Origin of the sequence: Haloterrigena sp. KLK7, from assembly GCF_037914945.1 — an archaeon.
Taxonomy (GTDB): Archaea; Halobacteriota; Halobacteria; order Halobacteriales; family Natrialbaceae; genus Haloterrigena; species Haloterrigena salinisoli.
The window spans coordinates 263,114-286,258 of the sequence record NZ_CP149787.1 but is presented as its reverse complement, the minus strand read 5'-3'; the positions used below and the strand labels follow the sequence as shown (position 1 = coordinate 286,258).

The following is a 23,145-nucleotide window of genomic DNA, read 5'->3' as shown; positions in this document are numbered from 1 at the left end:
CTAATTCTCCGTTCGGTCTCGTCTCTTACTCCGCCGTCGTCTCCGCATCGGTAGCGGCCGCCGTCTCGCCTTCGGCGTCGGACTCGAGGTCCCACCGACAGGTGACCAACCAGTCGGCCCGATCGTCGCCGGCGGCGATCTCGAGGCGGATCGGCCGCTCGAGGCCGGCCGCGAAGCCGACCGCGAGGAGGGAGGGGATCGGATGATCGAAGCGGTCGATCGGCCCGAACGCGCTGTCGCTGACCGCGATCGTGGCGCGTCCGTCGCCGGCGTCGACGTCGGCCTCGGCGCTCCGCGCGAGTTCGAACTGTTCGACGAGGCCGTCGGTCAACTGGGCGGCGAGCGGCGTCGGCTCCGCGGCGAGGTCGCCGGTCAGCGCCCGTTCGAACGGCTGGAACAGTTCGGCCCCGGTCGCCTCGAGCAGGAGGCCGCGGGAGTCGTCATCGACGACGATCGGTCCGGCGCGCTCGTCGGGGATCGAGTAGTCGGCGTGCTGGGGGACGTAGAGCCGGGCCGGCACCGTCTCGCCGGGGAGGTACACCCGTTCGTCGCGGAGGCCGAGTTCGTCGCCGATCGCGGCGACGTTCGCGGTCGACGCGGCGTAGACGCGTTCGCCGACGTCGGCCGCGACGAATCGGCTGGGCGTGAGATAGTAGGTCAGTAGGGCGCCGAAGAGGCCGGTCGCCCCGAGCGCGACGAGCACTTCTCGCGCGTCCGCGAAGACGAGGCTTCCGAGGACGGCGACGGTCCCGATGGCGGCGAGTCCGATCGCGGTCGCCCGATACCGAGACTGACGGGCGCGGACGTACTCGTCGCGCAGCCGTTGGTTCTCGTCGGCGAGGAGTTCGACCTGCGCGGCGAGGTCCCGGAGGTCGTCATCGGTCGCCGCGTCCGCGTCAGTGACTGCGTCCGTGTCCGGATCCGCGTCTCCGGCGGCGCTCGAGGCGGTGCCCGGAGACGCGGACGAGTCGGTCGTGTCGATGTTATTGCTGCTCATGAGTCGGTGAATCGGCGTCGGCGTCGGTGTCTGCGTCTGCATCCGAAGTGGGCTCGACGGCGTCGGTGTCTGCGTCTGCATTCGAGACGGGTTCGACGGCGTCGGGGACGAGCCCCAGACGGACGAGTTCGTACCGGTGGAGGGCGTAGGCCGCGAGCGCGACGAGGACGAGTAGCGTCCCCGCGGCGATCCAGAGGGGCTGCGACTCGGCGACGATCCAGCCCGTCCCCACGAACGCGGTCGCGCTGGCGAGGGCGACGGCGACGTCGCGGAGCGCCGTCGCGGACCGGACGACGGTGGCGAGCAGGACCGCGACGAACGCGAGTTCGATGACGAGGAACGTCGCGGGGTCGATCCCCTCCGGGAACGCGGCCGCGAGCACGACGTGTCCGGCCGCGAGCGCGTACGGCGTCCCGAGCCCGTACCAGGTCAGCGCCGTCGCGAGCCCGGCCACCGCGCCGGTCGGACCGGCGAGGATCGCCAGCGCCGCAGTGAGAACGGCGAGCGCGACGAGTGGCGGCCAGCGACGCTCCCGGCGGCTTACGGGGTCGGCCGGCGTGACCGTGCTCACGCGAGCTCACCTCGAGCGCGGGCGCGTCCGTCCGAGAGAATCGTCGAGAGGCGATCCCGCGGGCCGACCTCGAGGGCGATTACGCGGGGCATCTGGGCGAGGTCGCGGCGCAGTTCCTCGAACTCGATGTAGCGCTCGTAGGCGGCCTCGACGTCCGCGAGGCCGTCGGACTCGTAGAGCACCGTCGGCGCGAGCAGGACCAGCACCGAGTTGCCGTTTGCGCGGGCGAGTTTGACCGTCTCGCGGAGCTCCGCCGGCCGCGAGTCGTCGGTAAAGAGGATCGTCCAGAGCCCCTCGGACTGGCCGCTGTGGGCCGTCCTGACGGTGCCGTAGAGCGGGTCCGAGTCGATGCGTTCGCGATAGCCGTCCCGCGTGGCGTAGAACGGGCGAAGGGTCGCCGCGAACGGGTCGTCGTCGTCGCCGAGGCCGGCGCGTTTCGATCGGGCGTCGGCCGCGGTGAACCCGGCGGTACGGCGCGTTCGGGACCGACTCCCGCGGTTCGCCCGGCCGACCTCCGTCGTCGAGGGATCGGTCGTCGGCTCGAGGTCGAGTAACCGACGTCGGATCCGATCGTACGCCGCGGGCGTCGTCGTCGGCTCGAGACGGAACGTGATGCCCTCGTCGCCGACGGTATGCAGTCCGACGGGGTCACCGAGGCGGTGCGCGCTCGCGGCCGTCGCGAGCGCGACGTCGCGGAGGTAGTCGAGTTCGGTCTCGTCGGGGCGACCGGTCGCCAGCGAGGCGCGGTGGTCGACGATCAGGAGCGTCCGCCGGTCGGTCTCGGCCTCGTACTCTCGGACGTGGGGCGTCACCAGTCTGGCCGTCGCCTTCCAGTCGATCCGGTCGGCCGTGTCGCCGGGCACGTACTCGCGCAGCTCCGCGGGTTCGATCCCCGAACCGAGGCGCCCGGCCTCGTGTTCGCCATAGGCCATCGCGACCCGGTCGCCGCCCTCGCCGACGTGGACGGTCCGCGGACCGCGGGGCTCGACGGTGACTGCGGGAGCCGTCCCGAGCGACACGGTCTCGCGGAAGAAGCCGTCCGTCGCGGTCACGGTCGGTTCATCGAACCGGTGCCGACCCGCGACCGGCCACGCGACGTCGACCGCGCTGGTCGTCGCGGACGTCGACGGGTCGAGGGACAGCGATAGCGGCTCGTCGACCGCGGCCGCCGTCGGGAGTCCGGCCTCGATCGCGACGGCGAGTGGCGACGGCGCGGCCAGCCTCGCCGAGAGGGTGACCGGAACGGTGTCGCTCGTTCGAACGTCGGTGCGGGCGACCGACTGCTCGACGGCTAGCGCGTCGGCCGTCCCCGCGAGCGTGCGATAGAACCGATACTGGCGCGCGACGAGCCACGAGCCGACCAGCCCGGCGCCGCCGAGGAAGAGCGGACGGGCAGTGACGACTGCGACGCCCGCGAGAAAGATCCCGAGGGCCGCGACCGCCCATAGTCGACGCGTGGGTTTCATGTGCGGTTCGTCTCCGGGACTCTTTTTGAAGGTATTGGTGTCCGACGACTACAGCGAACGTGTCCGATCGGTACTAGTATTCAATCGCGTCGACCGAACGGGGGAAGCGAGTGTCGCGGAAGGAACTGTTTTTGCTATGGACCGCAAATCGGATTCCGTGACTATCGCCGTCGGCCGAACGCTCGTCCTCGTCCTCCTGCTAGTCTGTCTCCCCCTGAGCGCGATGGGGGGTGGAACCGCCGCCGCTTCCGCGGGGAGCGCCGATAGCGGCTCGGCGCTCGCCAGCGTCGCGGCTCAGGAGACGCCGGACGGCGGGGACGACGCCGCGGACAACGACACCGTTCGCCACCGAAACCCCGACGAATACGACGAAAACGCAGATCAAGCCGAACTCGAGCGGTGGCTCTCCGGTAGGCTGTCGGGACAGCTCGAGGAGGGGGCGATCCAGCTCAGCGAGGGCGAGTACGACATGGCGAGTCAGTTCGTTGGCGAGGAGTACAGCGACAGGCTCGAGCAGTACGCCGAGGTGACCGGCAACGCCGAACAAGCTGAATCCTTCGACCAAGCGCAGAACGAGCAGGAGCGGATGACCGATGCGGTCAGCGAATACGAGCAGACGAAAGAGGAGTACGAAGCGGCCCGCGAGGCGGGCGACGAGGAGCGCGCGCGCGAACTCGCCCGCGAACTCGAGTCGCTGGCCGAGGAGATCGGAAACTCGAGTGAAAACGTCCAGGACCACTACGACACGATCAGCAACGACAGCGATCTCAACCTGACCGACGCCGCCGAGGAGATCGAGGCGGTAAACGAGGAGGTGCAGGACGAACAGGAGACGGTTCGCGAGCAGGAATTCGTCGAAACGGAGCTGACTATCGAGTGGGCGACCGTCGAGATCTCCTTTACTGATCCGCTGGTCGCGGGCGGTACGATCGAAACCGCAGACGGGACGCCGGTTGCAAACGAGGAGATCCGCCTCGACGTCGGGAATCAGGAGATCCAAACCGAGACCGACGAAACCGGTTCGTTCGAGTTCGAGTACCGGCCGATTTCCATGCCGCTGTCGGCCGATTCGGTGACGGTCGAGTACGTCCCCGAGAACCAGTCGATCTACCTCGGGAGCGAGACCAGCGTCCCGGTCGATATCGAACAGGTCGAGCCGACGCTGACGGTTTCGGACGCCGAGCCGGACCCCGTCGCGTACGGCGACACCGTCGCCGTCGAATACGATCTCCGCGTCGGCGACGAACGAGTCGACGACGTCCCGGTGGTCCTCTCGATCGACGAGACGCCGCTCGGACTCTTCGGAGCCAGCAACGGGACGGCCACCGGGAATTCGACGGTGCCGGCGGACGTCCCCGCTGGCGAGCGCGAACTCCAGGTCTCCCTCCCGTTCGAGGACCGGGCGCTCGCGAACGTCGCCGACTCGACGACGATCTCCGTCGCGGAGACGGACCCTAACCTCTCCGTCTCCGCGAGCCGCACCGGTGAGCGGGAGATAGCGGTCAACGGAACGCTCGCCGCGGCCGGCGAGGGGGTCCGCGGACAATCAGTTCGGATCGTCGCCGACGGGACGGTCCTCGAGACGCTCTCGACGGACGCGGACGGGACGTTCGGCGGCGCGATTGAGGTTCCCGAGGAGATGGCCCCCGGCGAGGTGCAGGTGAACGCCGTCCACGACGACGAGGGGACGAACCTGGCGCGGGCGGAGGCCACGACGACGGTCTCGTTCCCCGCCCCCAGCGACTCGCTGTTGCCCACGTGGGCCTGGCTGGCGCTCGGGCTGCTCGTCGCGGCCGTGGCCGTCGGCGTCGGCGGCTACTGGTATCGCGACCGCGAGTCGGCGTCGACGTCGAAGCCGGCGCCAGTCGATCGAGACGAGACCGGCGAGGACGCGCCGACCGCGGCCGAGACGCCCGACTCCGCGTCGGCCCGTGCGCTCCTGTCGCGAGCGAGCGAGCGGCTCTCGAGCGGCGATCCGAACGGTGCGGTCCGGGACTGCTACGCCGCGGTCCGGCGGTCGCTCGAGTCGCGGTTCACCGCGTCCGGCGCCCTGACCCACTGGGAGTTCTATCAACGGTACAGCGACCGGTCGACGGAGTCAGAGCCGGAGCCGGAGTCGGCGTCGCTGCGGGACGTGACCGAGGGGTACGAACGGGCGACATTCGGACCCGACGGCGTCTCCGAACGCGAGGCTGAGGCGATCCTCGAGCGCGCTCGCGACCTGTGTCCCGAGGCGACCCGGTCCGGTTCGGCGGACGATTAGCGGATTTCAACCCGATATATCGCTCTCGGATCATTTATCATAGGTTATAGGGGTAAGAATAGGAACGCTGCCCCCGGAAACCTATAAGTGACGTTCTGGAATAGGGGCGGGGTAGATGGGTGAAACTACCGATTCGAACGCAACCCTCGATATCGAACAGAACGCGCCGCGTGCGATCATTCACAAACAGATCCTCGACCACGCGGAAGCGAACCCGGGGGAATCGATGGAAGCGATCGCCGACGCCGTCAGCGGTGCGACGACGGCGACCGTCGAACGCGTTCTCGAGGAGTACGGCGATCCGGCGGCCGACACGGGGGATGACTTGGCGGCCGAGACGGGGGACGAGAGTTCGACGACGGAAACGGGGACGTCCGAGGCCGAAGCGGCGACGAGCGACGCGAAATCGAACGACGGCGACCGGCGGGTATCGGATTCGGACTGTGCGGTGGCCGACGGGGGCGCGACCTCGGAGCGCACGGACGTCGGTATGGCCGGGAACTCGCCGGCCGAGGGGCCGATCCCGGCCGAGCAGGACGCGGACCGGGACGGGGATACCGACGCCTCCCTGGACCGATCGGCGCTGACGGAGAAACAACACGAGACGTTGCGAGCGATCTACCACCATCCCGACGCGACGCAGGCCGAACTCGCCGACAGACTCGGCGTGAGCAGCCCGACGATCAGCCAGCGCGTCAATTCGATCGAGGGCTTCGACTGGTCCAACCGCGACGCGCTCGTCGCGCCGCTGTTCGATTCCGGCGACGGCGAGGAGGAAGAACCCATGCCGCACTCTGACGACACCGACAACGGAGCCGACTCGAGCGAACGGGACGGTGACGAGGGCACTGTCGGGGACCCGACCGACGAGTCACGCGACGAACCGAGCGACCGGACGCGGCGGCGAACCGACCGGTCCGCACCTCGGTCGGACCGAGCGCCCGCGGATGCAGCTGACCGGCCGGACGAGGGCGCGCAACTGGCCGATCTCGCCGACCGACTCGACGAACTCACCGACCGCCTGGCCGCGGTCGAGCACGAACTCGAGGGCCGCGAGGACGGCACGGCCGGCCGCGAGGGAGCCACTACGCCGTCGGTGCTCGCCGATCCCGAACTCGCACACAAAATCGTCCACGCGTGTCTCCACTCCGATCGCATCAGCGAGGAGGAGGAGTTGCGCCTGCTCCGGGACGTGACCGCGGCCGGTGCGGCCGCAGGGAGGGATGAGGACGCGCCGAACTCCATCTAAGAACCTGACTCACGGACGTTTCCGCCCGCTGTACTCGCCGGCTCGTGGCTAGTCGCGGCGACGGGATCTCTCTTCCTGTCACTCACGCTAGCATTTCTACTAGTACTAGTGGACTAGCTCGAGTGATCGTCACTAGTACGCTAGTATCGCTACTGCGATCGTGTCGCTAGTGCTAGTCCATCGAGTCCGAGAGTCGGTAGCGGGCGGGAGCCAGCCGCCGATAGCTCGAGCGCCAATCGGGCGCGGCGACCTGTCGCGCGCGATGATCGGTTCCCTTTTGGGGTCGTCGAGAGTACCTGGACTCCAATGACCGAGACGCGATCGCTGGTGGCACTGCTTCCGCGGCCCGTTCGGACACTCCCGGCAGACCTCGCCGCCGTGTTCGCGCTCGTGGTCCTGACGAACGTCGCCGCGCTCGCGCCCGTCCTCCGCGAGACGCCGCTCCGAGTCCCGCTGGGGCTCGCCTTCGTCCTCTTCGTGCCCGGCTACGCGTTCATCGCGGCGCTATTTCCCGAAGCCGGCGACGAGCCGACTGCCGACCCGCCGTCCGACGGCGCTGGCGACGAGGACCCGGTCGCGGGGACGGACCGCGGCCCGCTCCCGGTCGGCTCGTTCCTCGACGATCGCTCGGGGATCGACGGGATCGAACGCGTCGCGCTCTCCTTCGGCCTCAGCATCGCCGTCACCCCCCTGATCGGCCTCGTGTTGAACTTCACGCCGTGGGGGATCCGGCTGGTGCCGATCATGCTCGCCGTCAGCGTGTTTACCGTCGGCGCGACCGTCGTCGCCGCCGTTCGGCGGCGGGAGCTCCCCGCAGACGAGCGGTTCCGGGTCCCCTACCGCGCGTGGTACGCGGCCGGGCGCGCGGAACTGCTCGAGCCGGACACCCGCGCGGACGCCGCGTTGAACGTCGTGCTGGTCGCCTCCCTGCTGCTCGCGGTCGGCACCGTCGGCTACGCGGTCGCGGTGCCGCCCGACGGCGAACAGTTCTCGGCCATCTACTACCTCACCGAGGACGACGACGGCGAACTCACGGCCGATAACTATCCGACCGAGTTCACACAGGGCGAGAGCCAGGAGATCGTCCTCGGTGTCGACAACCACGAACACCGAACCGTCGACTACACCGTCGTCCTGGTCGAACAGCGGGTCTCGGTCGAGGGCAACGAGACGGTCGTCGAAGAGCAACGCGAACTCGACCGGTTCGAGACCCACCTCGAGCACAACGAGAGCTGGCACCACCCCCACGAGCTCGAGCCGACCATGACCGGCGAGAATATCCGGATCGTCTGGTTGCTCTACCCCGGCGGGGACGTGCCCAACGCGCCGTCGACGGAGACGACGGAGTACCACGCGCATCTCTGGGCCAACGTGAGCGAGGAGTGACGGAGTCGACCGGAGTCTGGGTAGCACGGCGACGGGCACTCGAGTGACTGTCGCGTTCTCGACCGAGCGTCGGGTTCGAGCCGCCTCGTTCCGTTCCGGACTATCGTCAGAAACTGAAAATTACTCGCGACGCGATCCGAGAGGCCGATCTCTCGGTCCGTTCGCGGCCGCAAAGTTCGGATTACCGACAGTCGAACGGTTTCGGTCCAGAGTCGATCGAGAGCCGCGATCATGGTTCTGAGCGGGCAGGACAGCGGTCATAATCGGCGTGAATGACAGTGGTTTGACTGAATGGGTTTCATAAGTACTGACTGTCCCCGCGACGATACTGGGCCTTTATGCGAAATTTCCCCCTGGGTCGGTATCGATGACGGATACCAACGCGAACGACGCCGATCGACGGTTCAGTCGCCGATCGACGCTCCTCGGCGCCGGGGGGCTCGTTCTCGGTGCGGGCGGTATCGCAGGTGCAACGACCGCTCTCGGTGACGAGGACGACAGGAAGACCGGTCAGCACGGGGACGACGGGAAGACCGGTCAGCACGGCGACGACGATCGTTCGGGAGCGTCACCGCAACGGATTCTCAGCCAGCTGCGGACCGAAGCGTTCGTCGTCGATACGGACAGAAACGGGACGTTCACGACCGAGACGCAGTTGGTCGGCGATCCGTCGGGCGAGCGCCGCGACTCCGCCGTTCACGTGACGTCCCACGGCGAGCGGTCCTGCGACTACGTCGCCGCGGGGATCGACCTCCGGGCGGACTCGCTCACGCTGGCCGACGTCAGCGGCGACGCATCGCTCGCCTACGACTACTACAAGGACGCGGAGACGACCCACCGCGTGCCCGACGAGGCGTTCCTCTTCCTGCAGACGGGGCCGACCACGTTCGCCGTCGCGGTCCGCGGCGCCGACGCCGAGGGGTCCGGGACGTGGGAGACGCGGACGGTCTCGGACGAAGTGACCATGGACGGCTGGCGTGCGGTCGAGCTCGATGTGGGCGATCTCGACCTCGGGATGCTTCAGCGACAGCTCGGCGGTACCGGACTCGAGATCGACAATATCGGCGGCCTGCTGGCGATGTTTTCCGGCGGTATCGAGGCCGTCTCGGATCTCACCGGCCGGTTCGGCGGCGACGCCGTCGTCCTCGGACTGGGGATCGGCGTCGGCGCCCTGAACGGTGCGGTGACCCACGCCTACTACAACGGGCTCGAGGTCGCCGGCGAGGCGCGACCGATTCCGGCCGCGCTCGCCGTGGATCCCTCGTTCAGCTCCCCGCGAGGACGGGGCGGCGGTCGGTTCACGGCGACGTTCTCGCTGGCCGCGGACGACCAGCTCGTTTCCGCGGCGGATATCGACCCCAAGTCGATCCGGCTCGCCCCGTACTCGCCGGTCTCGCCACCGATGCCGGGGACGCCGTGGGCGGACGACGCCGCGACGGCGGACAGCGTCGACGTCTCGGACGAGACCGTCCGCGCCGAGTTCGTTCCTGGGCAGGTCCAGCGCCTGCTTCAGGGCGACCGATCGCAGCCGGTCGTCGTCTATGGCGACTTCGACGTGTCCGAACCCTACACGTTCGTCGGCGTTGGTAAACTCTAAGCCGGCGCTCCGTCTCCGCGGGCGTCCGCGTCCGTTTCCGCGAGCGGATCGGCCGCGGTTCGCCGATCGCTCCGGGCGCGGGTCACTCCGCGAGCTGTTCGAAGCGAGCGTACTGACTGGTGCGCCAGCCGGCAACGACGGCGCCGAGCGTGCCGACGACGACCGCGATCGCCCCGCCGGCGAGGTAGACGATCGGCGGCGTCCGCAACAGGTTCTCGAAACCGACCAGCGAGGCGGCGAGGTGGTTCAGCGCGAACGCGGCCGGCGGCGTCGCGAGCAGGCCGAGGAGGCCGCCGCAGATCCCAAGCACGATGCCCTGCCCGCCGATGATCCCCGTGAGGAGCCACCGCGAGAGCCCGAGCGCGCGCAACGCTGCCAACTCTCCGCGCTGGCGCGACGCGACCAGCGCCAGGAGGTTGACCGTCAACACCACGCCCGCGACGACGGCGAGCACGACGAGGGCGGTCCCGCTGGCCAGCAACAGGACCTGATCCTCGAACATCGACTCGAACTGCTCCTCGCTCGTCCGGACGTTGTACTCGGGATACTCGCCCTGTATCTCGTCGCTGACGGCGTCTCGATCGGCGCCGTTGGCGACGGTCGCGGTCACGAAGGCCGCTCGGTCGGAGCCCGTCGTGCCGGTGATCTCCTGGAGTTCGCTCAGCGGCATCGTCACGGTCGTGGTCCCCAGGAACTGCGAGTACGACGACGAGATCCCGACGACGGTGAACTCCGCCTCCGCCGCGGTCGACGGACTCGTCCCGACGTAGATCGTGTCGCCGACGCCGACGTCGAACCGGTCGGCCGTCCGCGGGTCCACGATCACCTCGCGGGTCATCGGCCCGTCGTAGTCGCCCTCGCTGTAGTGGACGTCCCCCTCGGAGAAGCCGTCGCCCTCCTCGAGGGTCATCCCGCCGTGTTCGTTCGGGACGCCGACGCCCGAGACGAGTTCGAGCTCCGACGGCTCCGTGCCCACGTAGATCGCGTGAAACGCGATCGGCGACGCGCTCTTGACGTCCTCGCGGGCCCCGATGTCGGCCGCCAGCTGATGGGAGTCGGCGATCGGGTTCTCCATCCCGCCGCTGGCCGTGAGCTCGACCGCGCCGCCCGAGACCCAGACGTCCTGATCGGCATCGTCGAAGCGATCCTGCCCGGTCTCGAGGACGCCGAGCCCGAGGCCCGCGAGCAGGGTCACCGCGAGCACGGCCAGCGCGATCGCGACGATTACCAACACGGTGCGCCCGATCTCGTGGCGAAGCTGGGCCGCCGAGAGGCGCGCGGTCGCGGCGAGTTTGCGGAGTCTGTGTGTCATGATTACTGTCTGAGTTCGGCGACGACGTCGGTTTTCCGCGTGAGATACAGCGGGTAGGGCAGTGCGAGCAGGCCGGCGACGACCGCGACCGCGAGCGCGTAGGGGACGAACAGCGGGTCGGTCGTCGCAATCGGCGACGACGTCACCGTCGACATCGCCACCCAGTTCGTAATCGCGACGCCCGCGTAGCCGAGCGCGATCCCGACCGCGGCGCCGACAACCGTCAGCGTCAGCGTCATCACGGTGACGATGGCGAGCCGCGAGCGACCGGGAAAGCCGACCGCCGAGAGGACCGCGAGGGTCTGGCGCTCGCGTTCGACGAGCAGTCCCGTGGCGGTCGTGACGAACAGCGTACAGATCCCGATCCCGACGATCAGCGTGACGACGCTGGTCGCCAGCGCGAGGTCGTCGTCCCGCAGCGCGGCCAGCCCGGTCTCGGTGTCCGACTCGACCGTCGCGTTGGGATACGTCTCCGCGATCGCGTCGCGGGCGGCGTCCGACTCCGTCCCCACGAGCACCTGATCGGCCAGATCACCGTCGGCGGCGCCGGTCAACGACTGGAGCTCGCTCAACCGGAGGACCACCACCGGGAGCCCGTTCGAGAGGCTCGCGGTCTCGGCGTCCTCGACGGCGGCCACCTCGTAGGTGCCGCCAGTGGTGGCGTTCATCCCCGCACTCGAGACCACCAGCGTCGCGTCCTCGGACGCCCCGAGCTGGTCGGCCGCCGACGGCGAGAGGACGACGTCGCCGGTCTGGGGACCGTCGTAGCTCCCGTTTGCGTAGTGGGGATCGCCCGGCTCGAGGGCCGCCGTCGGGACGCCCCCGACCGGCGGGGACGACTCGCGTGGGACGACGCCGACGGCCATGACGTTCACCGACCCGTTCCCCTCGGGCGAGCGGGCGCGAACGACCTCCATGAGAACCGGCGTCGCGTAGTCGACGTCGTCCCGGTCGTCGATCGTCGCGGTGCGGTCGTGGACGTCGCTGAGCCGCGGCCCCTCGACGCCGACGACCGGGGAGAAGGTCCCGCCGTCGTGGGGAACGACGCGGAGGTCAGCGCCGTCGTCGTCGGCCGCCGTCTCGCCCGCGAGCCCGACGCTGATCCCGGTGATGATCACGAGCAGCGCGATCGTCAGTGCGACGAGCCCGACCGTCACGGCGGTCCGGCGCGGCGTTCGGCGGGCCTGCGTGGCGATCCGTCCGACGGCGAAGCGACCGATCGCGAGCCAGCGGCCGAGCGCGGAGCGGTCGGGCGACCCCTCATCGGCCATCGTCGACCACCGCTCCGTCGAGCAGGGAGACCACGCGCTCCATGCGGTCGACCGCCCGCTCGTCGTGGGTCGCCAGGACGACCGTGCGCTCTTCGGCGGCGTCGACGAGATCGTCGAGGACGGCCATCCCCGTCTCCGTGTCCAGCTCCCCCGTCGGTTCGTCGGCCAGGATCACGTCGGGATCGGTCACCAGCGCGCGGGCGATCGCGACGCGTTGGCGTTCGCCGCCGCTGAGTTCGCCGGGGCGGTGGGTCGTGCGGTCGCCCAGTCCGACCTGCTCGAGCCGCCGTTCGGCTCGCCGGCGGCGCTCCGCTCGGCTGTAGCCTAACTGGACGAGCGGCAGCGCGACGTTCGCGGCGGCCGTCAGCGCCGGGAGGAGGTGAAACTGCTGGAAGACGAGGCCGACCCGCTCGCGGCGGATGCGGGTGCGTTCGCGCTCGGAGCAGGCGGTCAGATCGTCGCCGAGCAGTTCGACGGTCCCCTCGCTGGGCACGATCAGGCCGGCGATTACGTGCAGGACCGTCGACTTCCCGCTGCCGCTCGGCCCGATCAGGCCGACGACCTCGCCGGTCTCGATCTCGAGGGAGACGTCCTCGATCGCCGTGACCGATCGGTCGGATCCGGAGCCGATCCAGCTGGATCGGCCCTCGTACTCGTGCGTGATGCCGTCACAGCGGATCGTGACGGACCGGCTAGGCGATACGTGGACGTCGCTCCTCGAGGACGATTCGCTTGCCATGCTCGGATGGGTTGCTCGTTACATCCGCCCCCTCGGCCATAGTTTGGGTCCACCTAACCCGACTTGCGAGAATACCATCGATACGTCGTGCGATTTCGCGCTCGGTTGTGTCACGTGCAACTGGACTGGCGGAGCGTCATAACTGCGAATTACCTCGGCGATTCCAATCCCGGGCGTTGGAACCTCCGTTCGGAGTTTTCGGACTGCAAACTCCTTCTGATTACGACAGCTCTGTCCTCTATTATGGGCGTCTGTGGATGCTCTAACTCCCCTGTGGCGATAAATATAATATTAGAAACATTCATGGGGTCTTATACTAACTGGTCAGTATGGGGGAGAACCTGGAGCAACTGACCGCTGTCTGTCCGGAGTGTGGCGACGAGACATCCATTAAAGAGACCGTTCCGTGGCAACCGAATATCTGTACCGCCTGCGGAGCGAACATTCCGCCTTCGGACACCTGAGCCGACGGGTCGGCCGCGGTCGCATCCGGCTGGGGGCGTGAGCTGTCAGTCGCCTCGCAGCCGACACCGGGGCGCGGGCAGTGACCGACGGCGCGGCGACGGGTGTGGCCGCTTCGAGACCGATCAGCTGCGACACGGCCGCCTCGAGGCGTCGGGTTGCGGATTCTGCTCGGTGATCGACGCTCTCGAGTCGCGTGTCCGGTCAGCGATCCGCTGGCGTCGGCAGGGCGATCCGACGCACCGTCGTGACGCAGGCGCCGACCAGCGCCCCGGCGACCGCGAGCGCGACCAGGCTCGGCCAGTCGACGAGCGGCACCGGCGGGGATGCCTCGCGGACGACCCGCGCCCAGAGCGGGAGGACGAGGACGATTCCTAGTACCCAGGCGACGAGCCCCAGCTGGAGCCCGAGCAGCGAGCCGACGACCGGCTGGCGTGCGTGCCGGTCGGGGACGGCCACCGCGACGGCGACACTCCCCGCGACGCCCGCGACGAGCAGCAACACCATGCTGGCGAGTGTCCCGTGGACACCGACCAGTGCGGCCGCGGCCGCGAAGCGCCCGGTCGCGGCCAGCATCACGCCGACGGTCGCGGCTGCGAGCAGGGCCGCGACGGGGATCCCGAGCCGCGAGACGAGCCGGCGCACGAGTCGAGACCGCTCCGGGTCGGCCCGATCGGCCGTCTCGAAGCCGCCGACGGCGAGGCAAAACAGGCAGATCGATGCGGCGGTCCCCGCGAGGGGACGCGCTCGGACAGCCTGACTGTCGAACGCGTAGTGGAAGGCGAACGCGGTCGCCCACAGCGAGTCGTGCAGCGCACGGAGGGACGATTCGAACACCGGCGCGACGTTGTGGAGATCCGGCCCCAGCCCCCAGATACCGCCCGCGACGACGAGCCACAGCCCTGCCCGCCGGACGCGCTCGTCGCGGAACGCGACCGGTGTCGCGAGGACGAGCAGTAGCGACGCGCCGACGAGGAAGTGGACGATCGCGGGGGCCATGGGAATGGGGCTCTCGACGAGACCGATGAGCGTGCGTCGCGGAGCGGCGTAACTGTCAACCCTGCAAGGGTAAGCCGTACGCGTCAGTCTCGCGACGTCCACGCGGCTCGACGGGACGGCCAGCGGTGGGTCATCGACGCGGCCCGTGGCGCCGCTCTCGAGGGTGTCAACCGCGGTGACGTCCCCGACTCGGGCTGCCTGGTGACCGGGCGAGTTCGAGGGGATCGCGGCGGGCGGACGCTCCAACGGTTCAACATCTCAAGGGAATCGTTTTTCCGTTAGTGTGTGATATTATCTGGCACACTCGCGGGCGAACGTGGTGGGAATGAGCTCCTGTGACACACCGCGGTGCCCCTTCGCGGGCAGCGGCGGTGTGCGGCGACCCCGCGAGTGTCCGGACACCCCCACTTTCTTTGACCGCTCACCGCCCGCGCATCGACTCGTCGCGCGCTCGCGCCACTCGCGCTCTCGGGTCGAGCAGTCACTGACACCTAGCCGGTCACGAGACTCGTTGTCACCAAATAGTCTTGGCAGAACGACTATCCACGACAGAAGCGTACCGGCACGTGCGGAGGTCAGTCGCCCCCGGGACCGCGAACGTGGGCCGTGTCGGGTGGTGTGTCGATCGACAACGGTGCGTCAAGCGACACGGCCCACATTCGCTGGCTAGCTCACAGCGCAATCAGTGTGTCGACCTCCGCCGGCCACACGTCTCAGCACTTCCCCGTCTTTTCGAGCGGCCAGGCGTGGTGCTGCCGGATTCCGTCAGCCGACTGGTCGGACTCGACTCGAGTGTCCGCGCAGCGCGCCCGTCGTCGCGGCGGTGCCGACCGGACGCGCAAGCACAGAGCCATTGGCGTGGCGCTGGAACCCTTCGGTATGGTCGACGAGCAGCCCGTACGCGACCGTGACCCGAGCCGGGACGAGTCCGACGACCGCGATCGACTGGCCCCACCGGGGTCACCGGGCGGGGCGGCGGCGGTGGCGTCGCTCCTCTGGGGGCTCGTCGCCTACGTCACCACCGGGTCGCTACTCGCGGCCGTGCTCGTGGCACTGGCCGCGCTCACGACGCTCGAGGCGATCGCCGGGTTCACGAGCGAATGGCTCGAGTGAGCAGCGGTAGAGCGGCGGCTCGAGCGACCGGGAGCCGGTCGTCCGTCGCGGGGCCGCGAGCGATACGCGGCGTCGACTGGCGGTCGGGCCGGGACTAACGCGGGACGCGATCGCGTCTCTCCCGTCGGCGGGCCGGCTTCGGCCGGCCGATCGCCGCGCCGGCGACCGTCGCGACGGCGAGGAGACTCCCCACGAAGCAGCCGAGTCCCACCACGAGTCTACAGAGCCACGAGAGTATCTGGTTTCCCATTCACTCATGATATAGAATGTATTCGGAATAACGTTTGGGGTGTCTCTGTGCACGATTCAAGTGGCTGTGCAAGCGGGTCGCGGGTCTCGGCCGGGTGGATCGCGCGCGTGCACGCGCGTCTCGAGTGGCTCGAGCGATCCGAGGACACAGTGGCGTGTGACCGACGGGTCTGGTCGCCAGCGCGGCCGGCAACGGCGAGCAGTCGCCGTGTTACGTGTCCGGCGCGCAGCCCTGTGTGATCCCCTCCTCGAGGGAGATCTGGGGTTCCCAGCCCGTTTCCTCGCGCATCTTGCTCGAGTCGGCGCAGGTGTCGTGGACATGACATCCTCCCCGGCGTGAACGCCGGGGTTTCCTCGCGCTGGGAGTCTCGGCTATGCCGAGTCCACGGAGGCAACTTGCGGGTTCGTGTACTCCTCGTTGGGACGGGGAGAGTGTGGTGACTCCAGCCATTCGTGACTGTCCCACTTGAGGCACACGGGCCGTGCCATCGGCCGTGCTACCGTTTCGTGCCGCCTTAGGAACATCTCGCTTGCCGTGAGGTCCGCGTGACCTTCGAAGCCGCAGAGACAGGTAAGCGTGTCCTGGTGGCGTGTTGTGTCCTTAGTCGAACCGCAGTTCGGACACGTTTTCGAAGTCCACGCTTCTGTTCGAACTTCGACGGTGATACCGAACTCTTCGGCCGTACACGAGAGTCGCTCGACGAACCGGCGGAACGCCCAAAAGTTGTGCAGCTTGGCGTTGGTCCGAACCGACCAGTGCGTCTCGAGGACGTCCGTAAGGTCGCCGACGTACACCGTCGAAACACCCCCGTCGTACAGTCGGCCGATCAAGTCGCGAACGAGCGCGTCCATCGCGTGGTCGCGCCGTCGCGTCCGACGTCGGGACAGCCGATCGATCCGTTTCGAACTGTACCGGCCGTCCCCGAGTTTCGACTGGAGTTCGGCAATCCGTTGTGTGGTCTCGCGGAACCGTTCGAACAGGTCGCGTCCTTCGTACAGGTACTGCTCTCCGGTCGTGGTCGTACAGGCGACGATATTGTTCGCACCGATATCCAGGGCGGCGGATTCGTCCGCCAGTGGTTGTGCCAGTCGAGAATTGCCGATTGTGACTGGCTGAAAGGCCCTGAATTGGTCCGAACGCTCGTCGTAGTACAGTTTCAACCGGCCCTGTTTCTCGTACCCTTTCCAGTTCGGCTCGCCACGAACTTCGAGCCGAAGCCGCTCGCGGTATCCAAGACCGTACTCTTCTTTCAGGTCCTGGCCAACGAGTATCTCGAGTCGGGAGTATTCGCCCCACTCGACCGAGTATGATGTGTTCCGGATGTACGTCCGCAGGTTGCGGCCCTCGTCTTGGTTGCCCCAGAAGCCGGGCTTGCCGTTGGCTTCGCCCTTCTCTCGGAGTGCGAAAAACGAGCGCCACGCTTCGCGATTCTTGCGTTCGATTTGTTGAACGGTCGACGCACCGATAGTACCGCCATACCGACCGCGGTACTCGTCGATCTCCCAAACGTCGCCGTCCGGGTTCTCGAAGTTCGTTCGCCGTTCGTAGTTGATCTCGTTCCAGAGGGCGGCTGAAGCGTCCAACAGGCGCCGAAGCAACTCCTCGTCCGCGTCGGACTGGGGAACTACTTCGAATTCGTTGGTGCGCTTCATCGCTACTTCTGTATACGAGCGTAACTAACGTAAACCTACGGATTATCGTAGATACTGTGTCGAACTACGTTAACATCGAAGTACCCGACGATGAACAGTACGAGCGCATCAAACGCGTGAAAAACGAACACGGTCTGACGTGGCGCGGGATGTTGATCCACGCCGCCGACGACTTGGAGACTCCGGCCGGGGAGTAACCGGTGGTTCGCGTCGTCGAGTGACGCGATTCACGCCCGTCCTCAGAACGCTTCGCGTTCTGATGTGCGAACGAGAGCTCCGCTCTCGCCAACGCCGTAAACGGCGGGACTCTCGCTGTTTTAGGTAGTTGCGCTCGTCGTGTCCGCCGCTGACCGGAAGTAGTCGACCGAGTAATCTCGGCAGTCCCAGCTAGTGTGCCTGCAGGTCTATAACCGTTGAGGTCATAGGACACGGCATGTCAAGATCCAATTCCGATGCTGGCGGTCCATCGGATGATCGCATAGCCGAACGTCTGCTCCGACAGGACAAGTTCACGTCTGATCTCAATGCGCAAGGGTATACGGACCTACTCCTCCTCCGACGAGAGAACGGCCGCGATGTCCTCACCGATAGTCGCCTCGTGCTCGTTCAGCATCTTGAGCGCCACGGAGCGGATGTCGAATCAGTTAGCGATCTCGCTCGCCGACTAGATCGTGATAAGGGTGCGGTCAGTAAGGATCTCCGTCGACTCGCTGAACTCGATATTGTCGAGTACGAAGGCGGAGGAGACGGTGCCCCGAAACGCCCCGTTCTGAAACACGACCACGTCGTCATCGAGCCCGTCGTGTACTAACGGATAAACTCCGTACGCTCAATCTCCCTCCACACGGCGGACGAGACTTTTTCGCGACGATTTTCGTCGAGCCCGATCCCGACGAGTCTACGGAAGCCACGTCGAAGTCGCTCGGATCGACACAGAACACGGTGAACCACATTTCGACCGTCTGTACGAACCTGATCAGCGAAAAGACTGGCTTGGTCAGAGCTACACGTACGAAGACGCTCGACGAGACCTACTGTCGAATTGGAGGGAATACGCCAATCTGTTCTTTCAGAACCACTACAGCAACGAACGCTGATGGACAATTACTCTGAAAGTCGACTTAGACCATCTGCAGTCCGTCTATCCTACTATCAATATGGTTCGCAGACCTGCTCGATGCCCTCCTCGAGGTCGATCTCGGGTTCCCAGCCGGTCGCCTCGCGCATCTTGCTCGAGTCCGCACACGTGTCATGAACATAGACATCCTCGGGAATCGGGTTCTCGACGTACTCGGGGTCGATGTCGGTGCCGAGTTCCTCGTTGAGCATCCCGACGAGTTCGTTGAAGCTGTAGGCGTCGCCGGTGCCGAGGTTGTAGACGCCGGTGAGCTCGTGGTCGGCCGCGAGCTCGAGGCCGCGGACGATGTCGTCGACGTGGGTGAAGTCGCGGGTCTGGGTGCCGTCGCCGTAGAGGACCGGGGCGTCGCCGCTGGCGAGGTCATCGGCGAACTGGGCGATCACGTTGGCGTACTCGCCCTTGTGTTCCTCGGCGCCGCCGTAGCCCTGGTAGACCGAGAAGAAGCGCATCCCGGCGACGTCCATGTCGTAGTGGTTGGCGAAGTACTCGCCGTAGCGCTCGCGGGCCAGCTTGGAGGCCTCGTAGCCGGTGTTGACCGCGACCGGCATGTCCTCCGGGGAGGGCTCGGTCTGGCTCCCGTAGATCGAGGAGGTGGAGGCGTAGACGACGGTCTCACAGCCGTCCTGGCGGGCCTGATCGACAACGTTGACGAAGCCCTCGACGTTCACGCGGGCCCCCGTGGTGGGGTCTTCCTCGTGCATCGCGTACGACGAGAGCGCGGCGAGGTGGAAGACGACGTCGACGTCCGTCGGGAGGTCGTCCTCGAGGACGCTCCGGTTGCGGTAGTCGACGGCGGCCTCGAGGTTCTCGGGCGTCCCGAGGTACTCGTCGTCGATCGCGATGACGTCGTTCTCGTCGGCGAGCGCGTTCGCCAGATTGGAACCAATGAAGCCTGCCCCACCCGTGATGAGGATGCGCTGATTTTGCATGTCAGTACGACTGAGTCCCACCTACGAGAACGCTACGGTCTTCGGCGCGCCGCGAGGCGTGCCCGCGCGGCGATGTGCTACCGCTGTCGGGATCGGTTCGCCGGGTTCGCGACAAAAGAGACGGTCGGCGGGCGCTACCAGAGCTGTGCGCCGGGGGTCTCACAGGAATCGCAGATCACGGCCGTTTTGCCCTTATAGACGCCGCGCTCGAGCTCCCCGTCGTCGCAGAAGGTACAGCTCGTGCCCTCGAGTGAATCGACTACCGGATGTGTGGCGACGTTCGCGCCTACGGACTCTTGCATATCATCCTACACCTCGCAACTGTTCGTGTTAAATCCCCGGGTCACTACGCATAATTTCCGCTTACCTCCGACTATTTGTTTTATTCGCTCGTACTGTGATTCTAGAACACACCGTTCTTGACATACTCGCTCCGAATCGGTATCTTTCGACGTTAGAACTAGTTTGTTTTCAGGCTAGTAGCTCGAATACATTCAGATCGAGAGAGTCATCGAACGAGGACCGTTGGATCGCTCTTCTCCAGCGAGGGCCCGTACTCGGCCCGTTGGAGCGCTCTACCGCGGTTACTACTCCCGCGTATTAGTCCTAGAAACGAGTATGCTACCGGTCACCTCTACTACCCTAGTCGTTTTTCATGGGATATGAATAGCTACTGTTAAGAGGCCGGTCCCGTATTAGACAGATCATGCGAGGGAACTGAGACGGACTTATCCATGGCTTCACAAACACACTCGGACGGTGCGGTTGCGGCGGAGCAGGCGTCGGAGGCAGAGCAGGTCCTCGAGCATCGCTCGGCGGACGAACTCTTGGTCGACCGCGACAGCGACGTCGTACCGGAGCTGTCGGTCGTGATGCCGACGCTGAACGAGGAAGAGGGGATCGAAACCTGTATCGGCTGGATCAAATCGGCGGTCGAGGAGCTGCAGGTGCCGACGGAGATCATCATCAGCGACAGTTCGACGGATCGCACGCCCGAGATCGCCCGCGAGATGGGCGCGATCGTCGTCGAACCTGACCAGCCGGGGTATGGCTACGCGTACCGCTACGCCTTCGAGCGCACCCGGGGTGAGTACATCGCGATGGGCGACGCCGACACGACCTACGACTTCAAGGACATCCCGCGCCTACTCCGTCACCTCGAGGAGACCGGCGCGGACATGGTGATGGGCAGTCGCCTCGAGGGCGAGATCAGACCCGGCGCGATGCCGACACTCCACCAGTATATCGGCAACCCGCTGCTGACGAAGTTCCTGAACCTGTTCTACCGGGCCGGCGTGAGCGACGCCCACAGCGGCTTTCGCGTCTTCCGCCGACAGGCCCTCGAGACGATGGACCTCGAGACGACCGGGATGGAGTTCGCCTCGGAGATGATCATGGAGGCCGGCGCGAAGGACCTCGTGATCGAGGAGACGCCGATCATCTACCACGAGCGCGAGGGCGAGGAGACCCTCGAGAGCTTCCGCGACGGCTGGCGCCACGTCCGGTTCATGCTCGTGAACGCGCCGGGCTACCTGTTCTCGGCGCCCGGCCTGCTGATGAGCCTGCTCGGGATGGCCGTGATGGGGATCGCGTACTCCGGCGCGTCGCTCGGCGACGTGTCGCTCGGGCTCCACTCGATGATCGCCGGCAGCCTGCTGACGATCGTCGGCTACCAGGTCGCCAGCCTGGGCGTGTTCGCCGCGGTGACGAGCGACCCGATCCAGAAGCCCGAGGACCCGATCACGGAACGGGTGACACAGTCGCTGTCGCTCGAGCACGGCGCGACGGCCGGCCTCCTGGTGTTCGGCGCGGGCGGCCTGTACGCCGCGAGTCTGGTCGCCCAGTGGGTCTCGAACGGGTTCACGGCGCTCGAGTTCACGATGGGGGCGCTGGTCGCCTTTACCGCGATCGTCATCGGTCTCCAGACCGTGTTCTCGTCGTTCTTCCTGAGCTCGGTCGACCGATAGCGCGCAATCGCGGCGGGCGCTGACTTTTTCACGTCGGTTGTGGTGTACACTGAGTCGGTATGTCGTTCAGCCCGCCAGCACGGCTGCATCGTCGACACAGTCGGGCGAGGGGCGTGAGTCCGCGCGGCACGTCGCCTCGCAGTCAGGGGGAGCGTTCGGACAGCGTTGGTCAGCAGGCCCGGGGTTCGAATCCTCGCATACCCACTGCCGGTGGTGGATGACTGTGTGAGGGCTACTCGAGGGAGGCAGACGGTTATTTGCACCACTAGTAGGATACTTACGCCACTAGTAGGACATTCAAACCACTAGTAGGATACTCGCACCACTAGTAGGTGTGTTCGATCCGGCGATTCGTCGCATCCGGGTCGGGCCGACCGAGGACTCTCGACCGCTGTCGCTTCGGGCGCGTTCCGCTCCGTCCCGGCAGCGAGTGAGTGGTCTCGCACGTACTCCCGACCGAAGGGATGCTTCAGGAGTCCCCAGTAGCACATTGTCCGTTCCGTCCGGACCAGTACTCGGTTGCGACCGGGCATGGCTCTCCGCGGCCGCGGACGGGATTGATCCGTTCGCAGCGGTTGGGCCGCGTCTCGAGCCGTGAGTCGTGGCGGGGCTCGACGGGCAGAATGGCAGTTCCGATGCCAGAGCCGCGGGCCAGCAGGGCCGTCTCACGATCGGTGCTCGCTCGCGTCTTCGCGCGTGACAGCTCTAGTCCCAGCGCGTCGGCGGTCGGGCGATCACTCCTGCAGCTCGGACTCCGCACACAGTTCCCGTGTCGCCTCGCGGACCGCCCGATCGCTCTCGTGGGTCGGTTCCCACCCGAGGGCGTCGAGTTTCTCGATCGAGAGGCGCATTTTCGGCACGTCGCCGGTCCAGCCGCGATCGCCGCCGGTGTACTCGTACGCGGGCTCGAGCCCGAGCTCCTCGCTGACGATGTCGGCGATGCGCGTTACGGATGTCGTCGTCCGTGTCCCGAGGTTGTAGGTCGCCAGCGGGCCCTCAGCGTGGTCACAGACGTGCAGCATCGCGTCGATGCAGTCGTCGATATGCATATAGGACTTCTCCTGGCGGCCGTCGCCGAGGATGGTGAGCGTCTCGGGGTCGGCCCGGAGCTTCTCGATGAAATCGGGGATGACGGCGCCGCGCAGCCGGGCGCCGACGATGTTCGCAAAGCGGAACGTGCGGACGGTCAGGTCGTGGGAGTGGGCGTAGGTCGAACAGAGCCCCTCATCGGCGAGTTTGCTCGCCCCGTAGACGCTGATCGGCTCGAGGGGGGCGTAATCCTCGGGCGTCGGCCGCGGTGCCTCGCCGTAGACCGTCGACGTCGACGTATAGGCGAGGTCCGTGACGCCGGCGTCCGCCATCGCCTCGAGGACATTATAAGTCATCTGTGTGTTCGCCGCGAACTGTGCTCGCGGACTGTCGGTATTGACGGCTTTCGAGGCCGCGAGATGAAAGACGCGATCGATATCGCTCGTGAGAACGCCTTCGAGGGCGTCGGCGTCGGTGAGGTCCCGTTCGACGAACGTCGCGCTCTCGGGGACCCACTCCGCGCGGCCGTTCAAACAGTTATCGACGACCGTAACGTCGTTGTCGGCCTCGAGGAGGCGCTCGGTCAGATGCGAGCCGATGAAGCCCGCGCCACCGGTGACGAGAATCCGTTCGTTGTCCATACGTTTCCAGGGAAGACGGGGACGGTAAACGGTTCGATTTCGTGGCAGGTCTCGCGCCGTCGCGGCTCTACTCGGGCGGTGGACAGTAGGTCCCGCGGCCGATGGGCGCACAGT

The 23,145-nt window shown here is 66.9% G+C and carries 19 protein-coding genes and 1 pseudogene; 7 read left to right on the top strand and 13 right to left on the bottom strand.

The features are described 5' to 3' along the window. Nucleotides 1-25: 25 nt before the first annotated feature. From WD430_RS01410 to WD430_RS01400, 3 genes are read right to left on the bottom strand one after another with little or no spacing between them, the layout of a single operon-like run. A complete protein-coding gene (locus tag WD430_RS01410; RefSeq protein WP_339104251.1) occupies nt 26-997 on the bottom strand; it encodes a hypothetical protein in 972 nt (323 codons plus the stop codon). Next, nucleotides 984-1,568 (bottom strand): hypothetical protein, encoded by a 585-nt coding sequence (locus WD430_RS01405; RefSeq protein ID WP_339104250.1) that lies wholly within the window; start codon nt 1,566-1,568, stop codon nt 984-986. The genes WD430_RS01410 and WD430_RS01405 overlap by 14 nt, the downstream gene beginning before the upstream one ends. Further along, on the bottom strand, nt 1,565-3,034 hold the full coding sequence (locus tag WD430_RS01400; protein WP_339104249.1) for a DUF58 domain-containing protein: 1,470 nt from the start codon (nt 3,032-3,034) through the stop codon (nt 1,565-1,567). Before WD430_RS01400 ends, WD430_RS01405 begins: the two co-directional genes overlap by 4 nt. A gap of 157 nt (nt 3,035-3,191) precedes the next feature. On the opposite strand from WD430_RS01400, the gene WD430_RS01395 reads away from it, so the two are divergent. The 4 genes from WD430_RS01395 to WD430_RS01380 all read left to right on the top strand — a co-directional run bounded on the left by WD430_RS01395 (nt 3,192) and on the right by WD430_RS01380 (nt 9,529). Further along, on the top strand, nt 3,192-5,297 hold the full coding sequence (locus WD430_RS01395) for a hypothetical protein (protein WP_339104248.1): 2,106 nt from the start codon (nt 3,192-3,194) through the stop codon (nt 5,295-5,297). A 115-nt stretch (nt 5,298-5,412) separates the two neighbouring features. Next, the gene (locus WD430_RS01390) at nt 5,413-6,546 is read left to right on the top strand and encodes a helix-turn-helix domain-containing protein (protein ID WP_339104247.1); all 1,134 of its coding nucleotides are present in this window, start codon (nt 5,413-5,415) and stop codon (nt 6,544-6,546) included. A gap of 306 nt (nt 6,547-6,852) precedes the next feature. Then, entirely contained in the window at nt 6,853-7,932 is a 1,080-nt protein-coding gene (locus WD430_RS01385; protein ID WP_339104246.1) for a DUF1616 domain-containing protein, read from the top strand. A gap of 367 nt (nt 7,933-8,299) precedes the next feature. Further along, nucleotides 8,300-9,529, top strand: coding sequence for a hypothetical protein (locus WD430_RS01380; protein ID WP_339104245.1), 1,230 nt, complete (start codon nt 8,300-8,302; stop codon nt 9,527-9,529). Between the two features lie 82 nt (nt 9,530-9,611). Here WD430_RS01380 and WD430_RS01375 read toward each other — a convergent pair whose 3' ends face one another. The 4 genes from WD430_RS01375 to WD430_RS01360 form a co-directional block, all read right to left on the bottom strand. Further along, nucleotides 9,612-10,841, bottom strand: a complete 1,230-nt coding sequence (locus tag WD430_RS01375; protein WP_339104244.1) for an ABC transporter permease — start codon at nt 10,839-10,841, stop codon at nt 9,612-9,614. A 2-nt stretch (nt 10,842-10,843) separates the two neighbouring features. Continuing rightward, on the bottom strand, nt 10,844-12,112 hold the full coding sequence (locus WD430_RS01370) for an ABC transporter permease (RefSeq protein WP_339104243.1): 1,269 nt from the start codon (nt 12,110-12,112) through the stop codon (nt 10,844-10,846). Further along, complete coding sequence (locus WD430_RS01365) at nt 12,102-12,851, bottom strand: ABC transporter ATP-binding protein (RefSeq protein WP_339104242.1); 750 nt, start codon at nt 12,849-12,851, stop codon at nt 12,102-12,104. Before WD430_RS01365 ends, WD430_RS01370 begins: the two co-directional genes overlap by 11 nt. A 666-nt stretch (nt 12,852-13,517) precedes the next feature. Next, nucleotides 13,518-14,312, bottom strand: a complete 795-nt coding sequence (locus tag WD430_RS01360) for a hypothetical protein (protein WP_339104241.1) — start codon at nt 14,310-14,312, stop codon at nt 13,518-13,520. Between the two features lie 879 nt (nt 14,313-15,191). On the opposite strand from WD430_RS01360, the gene WD430_RS01355 reads away from it, so the two are divergent. Further along, complete coding sequence (locus WD430_RS01355) at nt 15,192-15,425, top strand: hypothetical protein (protein ID WP_339104240.1); 234 nt, start codon at nt 15,192-15,194, stop codon at nt 15,423-15,425. A gap of 94 nt (nt 15,426-15,519) precedes the next feature. Here the strand turns inward: WD430_RS01355 and WD430_RS01350 are convergent, their stop codons facing one another. The 3 genes and pseudogenes from WD430_RS01350 to WD430_RS01340 form a co-directional block, all read right to left on the bottom strand. Beyond that, nucleotides 15,520-15,675 carry a hypothetical protein gene (locus WD430_RS01350; RefSeq protein ID WP_339104239.1) on the bottom strand — a complete coding sequence of 52 codons (156 nt, stop codon included), beginning with the start codon at nt 15,673-15,675 and terminating at the stop codon, nt 15,520-15,522. A gap of 210 nt (nt 15,676-15,885) precedes the next feature. Then, nucleotides 15,886-15,996 (bottom strand): annotated as a pseudogene (locus WD430_RS01345) (nucleoside-diphosphate sugar epimerase); the annotation flags it as partial. 50 nt (nt 15,997-16,046) lie between these two features. After that, complete coding sequence (locus WD430_RS01340) at nt 16,047-17,327, bottom strand: transposase (RefSeq protein ID WP_339104238.1); 1,281 nt, start codon at nt 17,325-17,327, stop codon at nt 16,047-16,049. 433 nt (nt 17,328-17,760) lie between these two features. Between WD430_RS01340 and WD430_RS01335 the strand changes: the two genes are divergently transcribed. Continuing rightward, nucleotides 17,761-18,138, top strand: a complete 378-nt coding sequence (locus WD430_RS01335) for a helix-turn-helix domain-containing protein (RefSeq protein WP_339104237.1) — start codon at nt 17,761-17,763, stop codon at nt 18,136-18,138. Nucleotides 18,139-18,479: 341 nt separating this feature from the next. Here WD430_RS01335 and WD430_RS01330 read toward each other — a convergent pair whose 3' ends face one another. Further along, nucleotides 18,480-19,394 (bottom strand): NAD-dependent epimerase/dehydratase family protein, encoded by a 915-nt coding sequence (locus WD430_RS01330; protein WP_339104236.1) that lies wholly within the window; start codon nt 19,392-19,394, stop codon nt 18,480-18,482. Between the two features lie 134 nt (nt 19,395-19,528). After that, nucleotides 19,529-19,696 (bottom strand): HVO_A0556 family zinc finger protein, encoded by a 168-nt coding sequence (locus tag WD430_RS01325; protein ID WP_339104235.1) that lies wholly within the window; start codon nt 19,694-19,696, stop codon nt 19,529-19,531. 432 nt (nt 19,697-20,128) lie between these two features. Between WD430_RS01325 and WD430_RS01320 the strand changes: the two genes are divergently transcribed. After that, nucleotides 20,129-21,361: a glycosyltransferase family 2 protein gene (locus WD430_RS01320; RefSeq protein ID WP_339104234.1), complete on the top strand. Its 1,233-nt coding sequence runs from the start codon at nt 20,129-20,131 to the stop codon at nt 21,359-21,361. A 734-nt stretch (nt 21,362-22,095) separates the two neighbouring features. On the opposite strand, the gene WD430_RS01315 is transcribed toward WD430_RS01320, so the two are convergent. Beyond that, a complete protein-coding gene (locus WD430_RS01315; protein WP_339104233.1) occupies nt 22,096-23,031 on the bottom strand; it encodes an NAD-dependent epimerase/dehydratase family protein in 936 nt (311 codons plus the stop codon). Nucleotides 23,032-23,145 lie beyond the last annotated feature (114 nt).

Bases quoted from the DNA above. Each gene is read 5' to 3' on its own strand.
- WD430_RS01320 (WP_339104234.1), top strand. From the start codon at position 20,129: ATGGCTTCACAAACACACTCGGACGGTGCGGTTGCGGCGGAGCAGGCG.
- WD430_RS01380 (WP_339104245.1), top strand. From the start codon at position 8,300: ATGACGGATACCAACGCGAACGACGCCGATCGACGGTTCAGTCGCCGA.
- WD430_RS01330 (WP_339104236.1), bottom strand. From the start codon at position 19,394: ATGCAAAATCAGCGCATCCTCATCACGGGTGGGGCAGGCTTCATTGGT.
- WD430_RS01355 (WP_339104240.1), top strand. From the start codon at position 15,192: ATGGTCGACGAGCAGCCCGTACGCGACCGTGACCCGAGCCGGGACGAG.
- WD430_RS01335 (WP_339104237.1), top strand. From the start codon at position 17,761: ATGTCAAGATCCAATTCCGATGCTGGCGGTCCATCGGATGATCGCATA.
- WD430_RS01385 (WP_339104246.1), top strand. From the start codon at position 6,853: ATGACCGAGACGCGATCGCTGGTGGCACTGCTTCCGCGGCCCGTTCGG.
- WD430_RS01370 (WP_339104243.1), bottom strand. From the start codon at position 12,112: ATGGCCGATGAGGGGTCGCCCGACCGCTCCGCGCTCGGCCGCTGGCTC.
- WD430_RS01410 (WP_339104251.1), bottom strand. From the start codon at position 997: ATGAGCAGCAATAACATCGACACGACCGACTCGTCCGCGTCTCCGGGC.
- WD430_RS01360 (WP_339104241.1), bottom strand. From the start codon at position 14,312: ATGGCCCCCGCGATCGTCCACTTCCTCGTCGGCGCGTCGCTACTGCTC.
- WD430_RS01315 (WP_339104233.1), bottom strand. From the start codon at position 23,031: ATGGACAACGAACGGATTCTCGTCACCGGTGGCGCGGGCTTCATCGGC.
- WD430_RS01365 (WP_339104242.1), bottom strand. From the start codon at position 12,851: ATGGCAAGCGAATCGTCCTCGAGGAGCGACGTCCACGTATCGCCTAGC.
- WD430_RS01325 (WP_339104235.1), bottom strand. From the start codon at position 19,696: ATGCAAGAGTCCGTAGGCGCGAACGTCGCCACACATCCGGTAGTCGAT.
- WD430_RS01390 (WP_339104247.1), top strand. From the start codon at position 5,413: ATGGGTGAAACTACCGATTCGAACGCAACCCTCGATATCGAACAGAAC.
- WD430_RS01400 (WP_339104249.1), bottom strand. From the start codon at position 3,034: ATGAAACCCACGCGTCGACTATGGGCGGTCGCGGCCCTCGGGATCTTT.
- WD430_RS01350 (WP_339104239.1), bottom strand. From the start codon at position 15,675: ATGGGAAACCAGATACTCTCGTGGCTCTGTAGACTCGTGGTGGGACTC.
- WD430_RS01340 (WP_339104238.1), bottom strand. From the start codon at position 17,327: ATGAAGCGCACCAACGAATTCGAAGTAGTTCCCCAGTCCGACGCGGAC.
- WD430_RS01375 (WP_339104244.1), bottom strand. From the start codon at position 10,841: ATGACACACAGACTCCGCAAACTCGCCGCGACCGCGCGCCTCTCGGCG.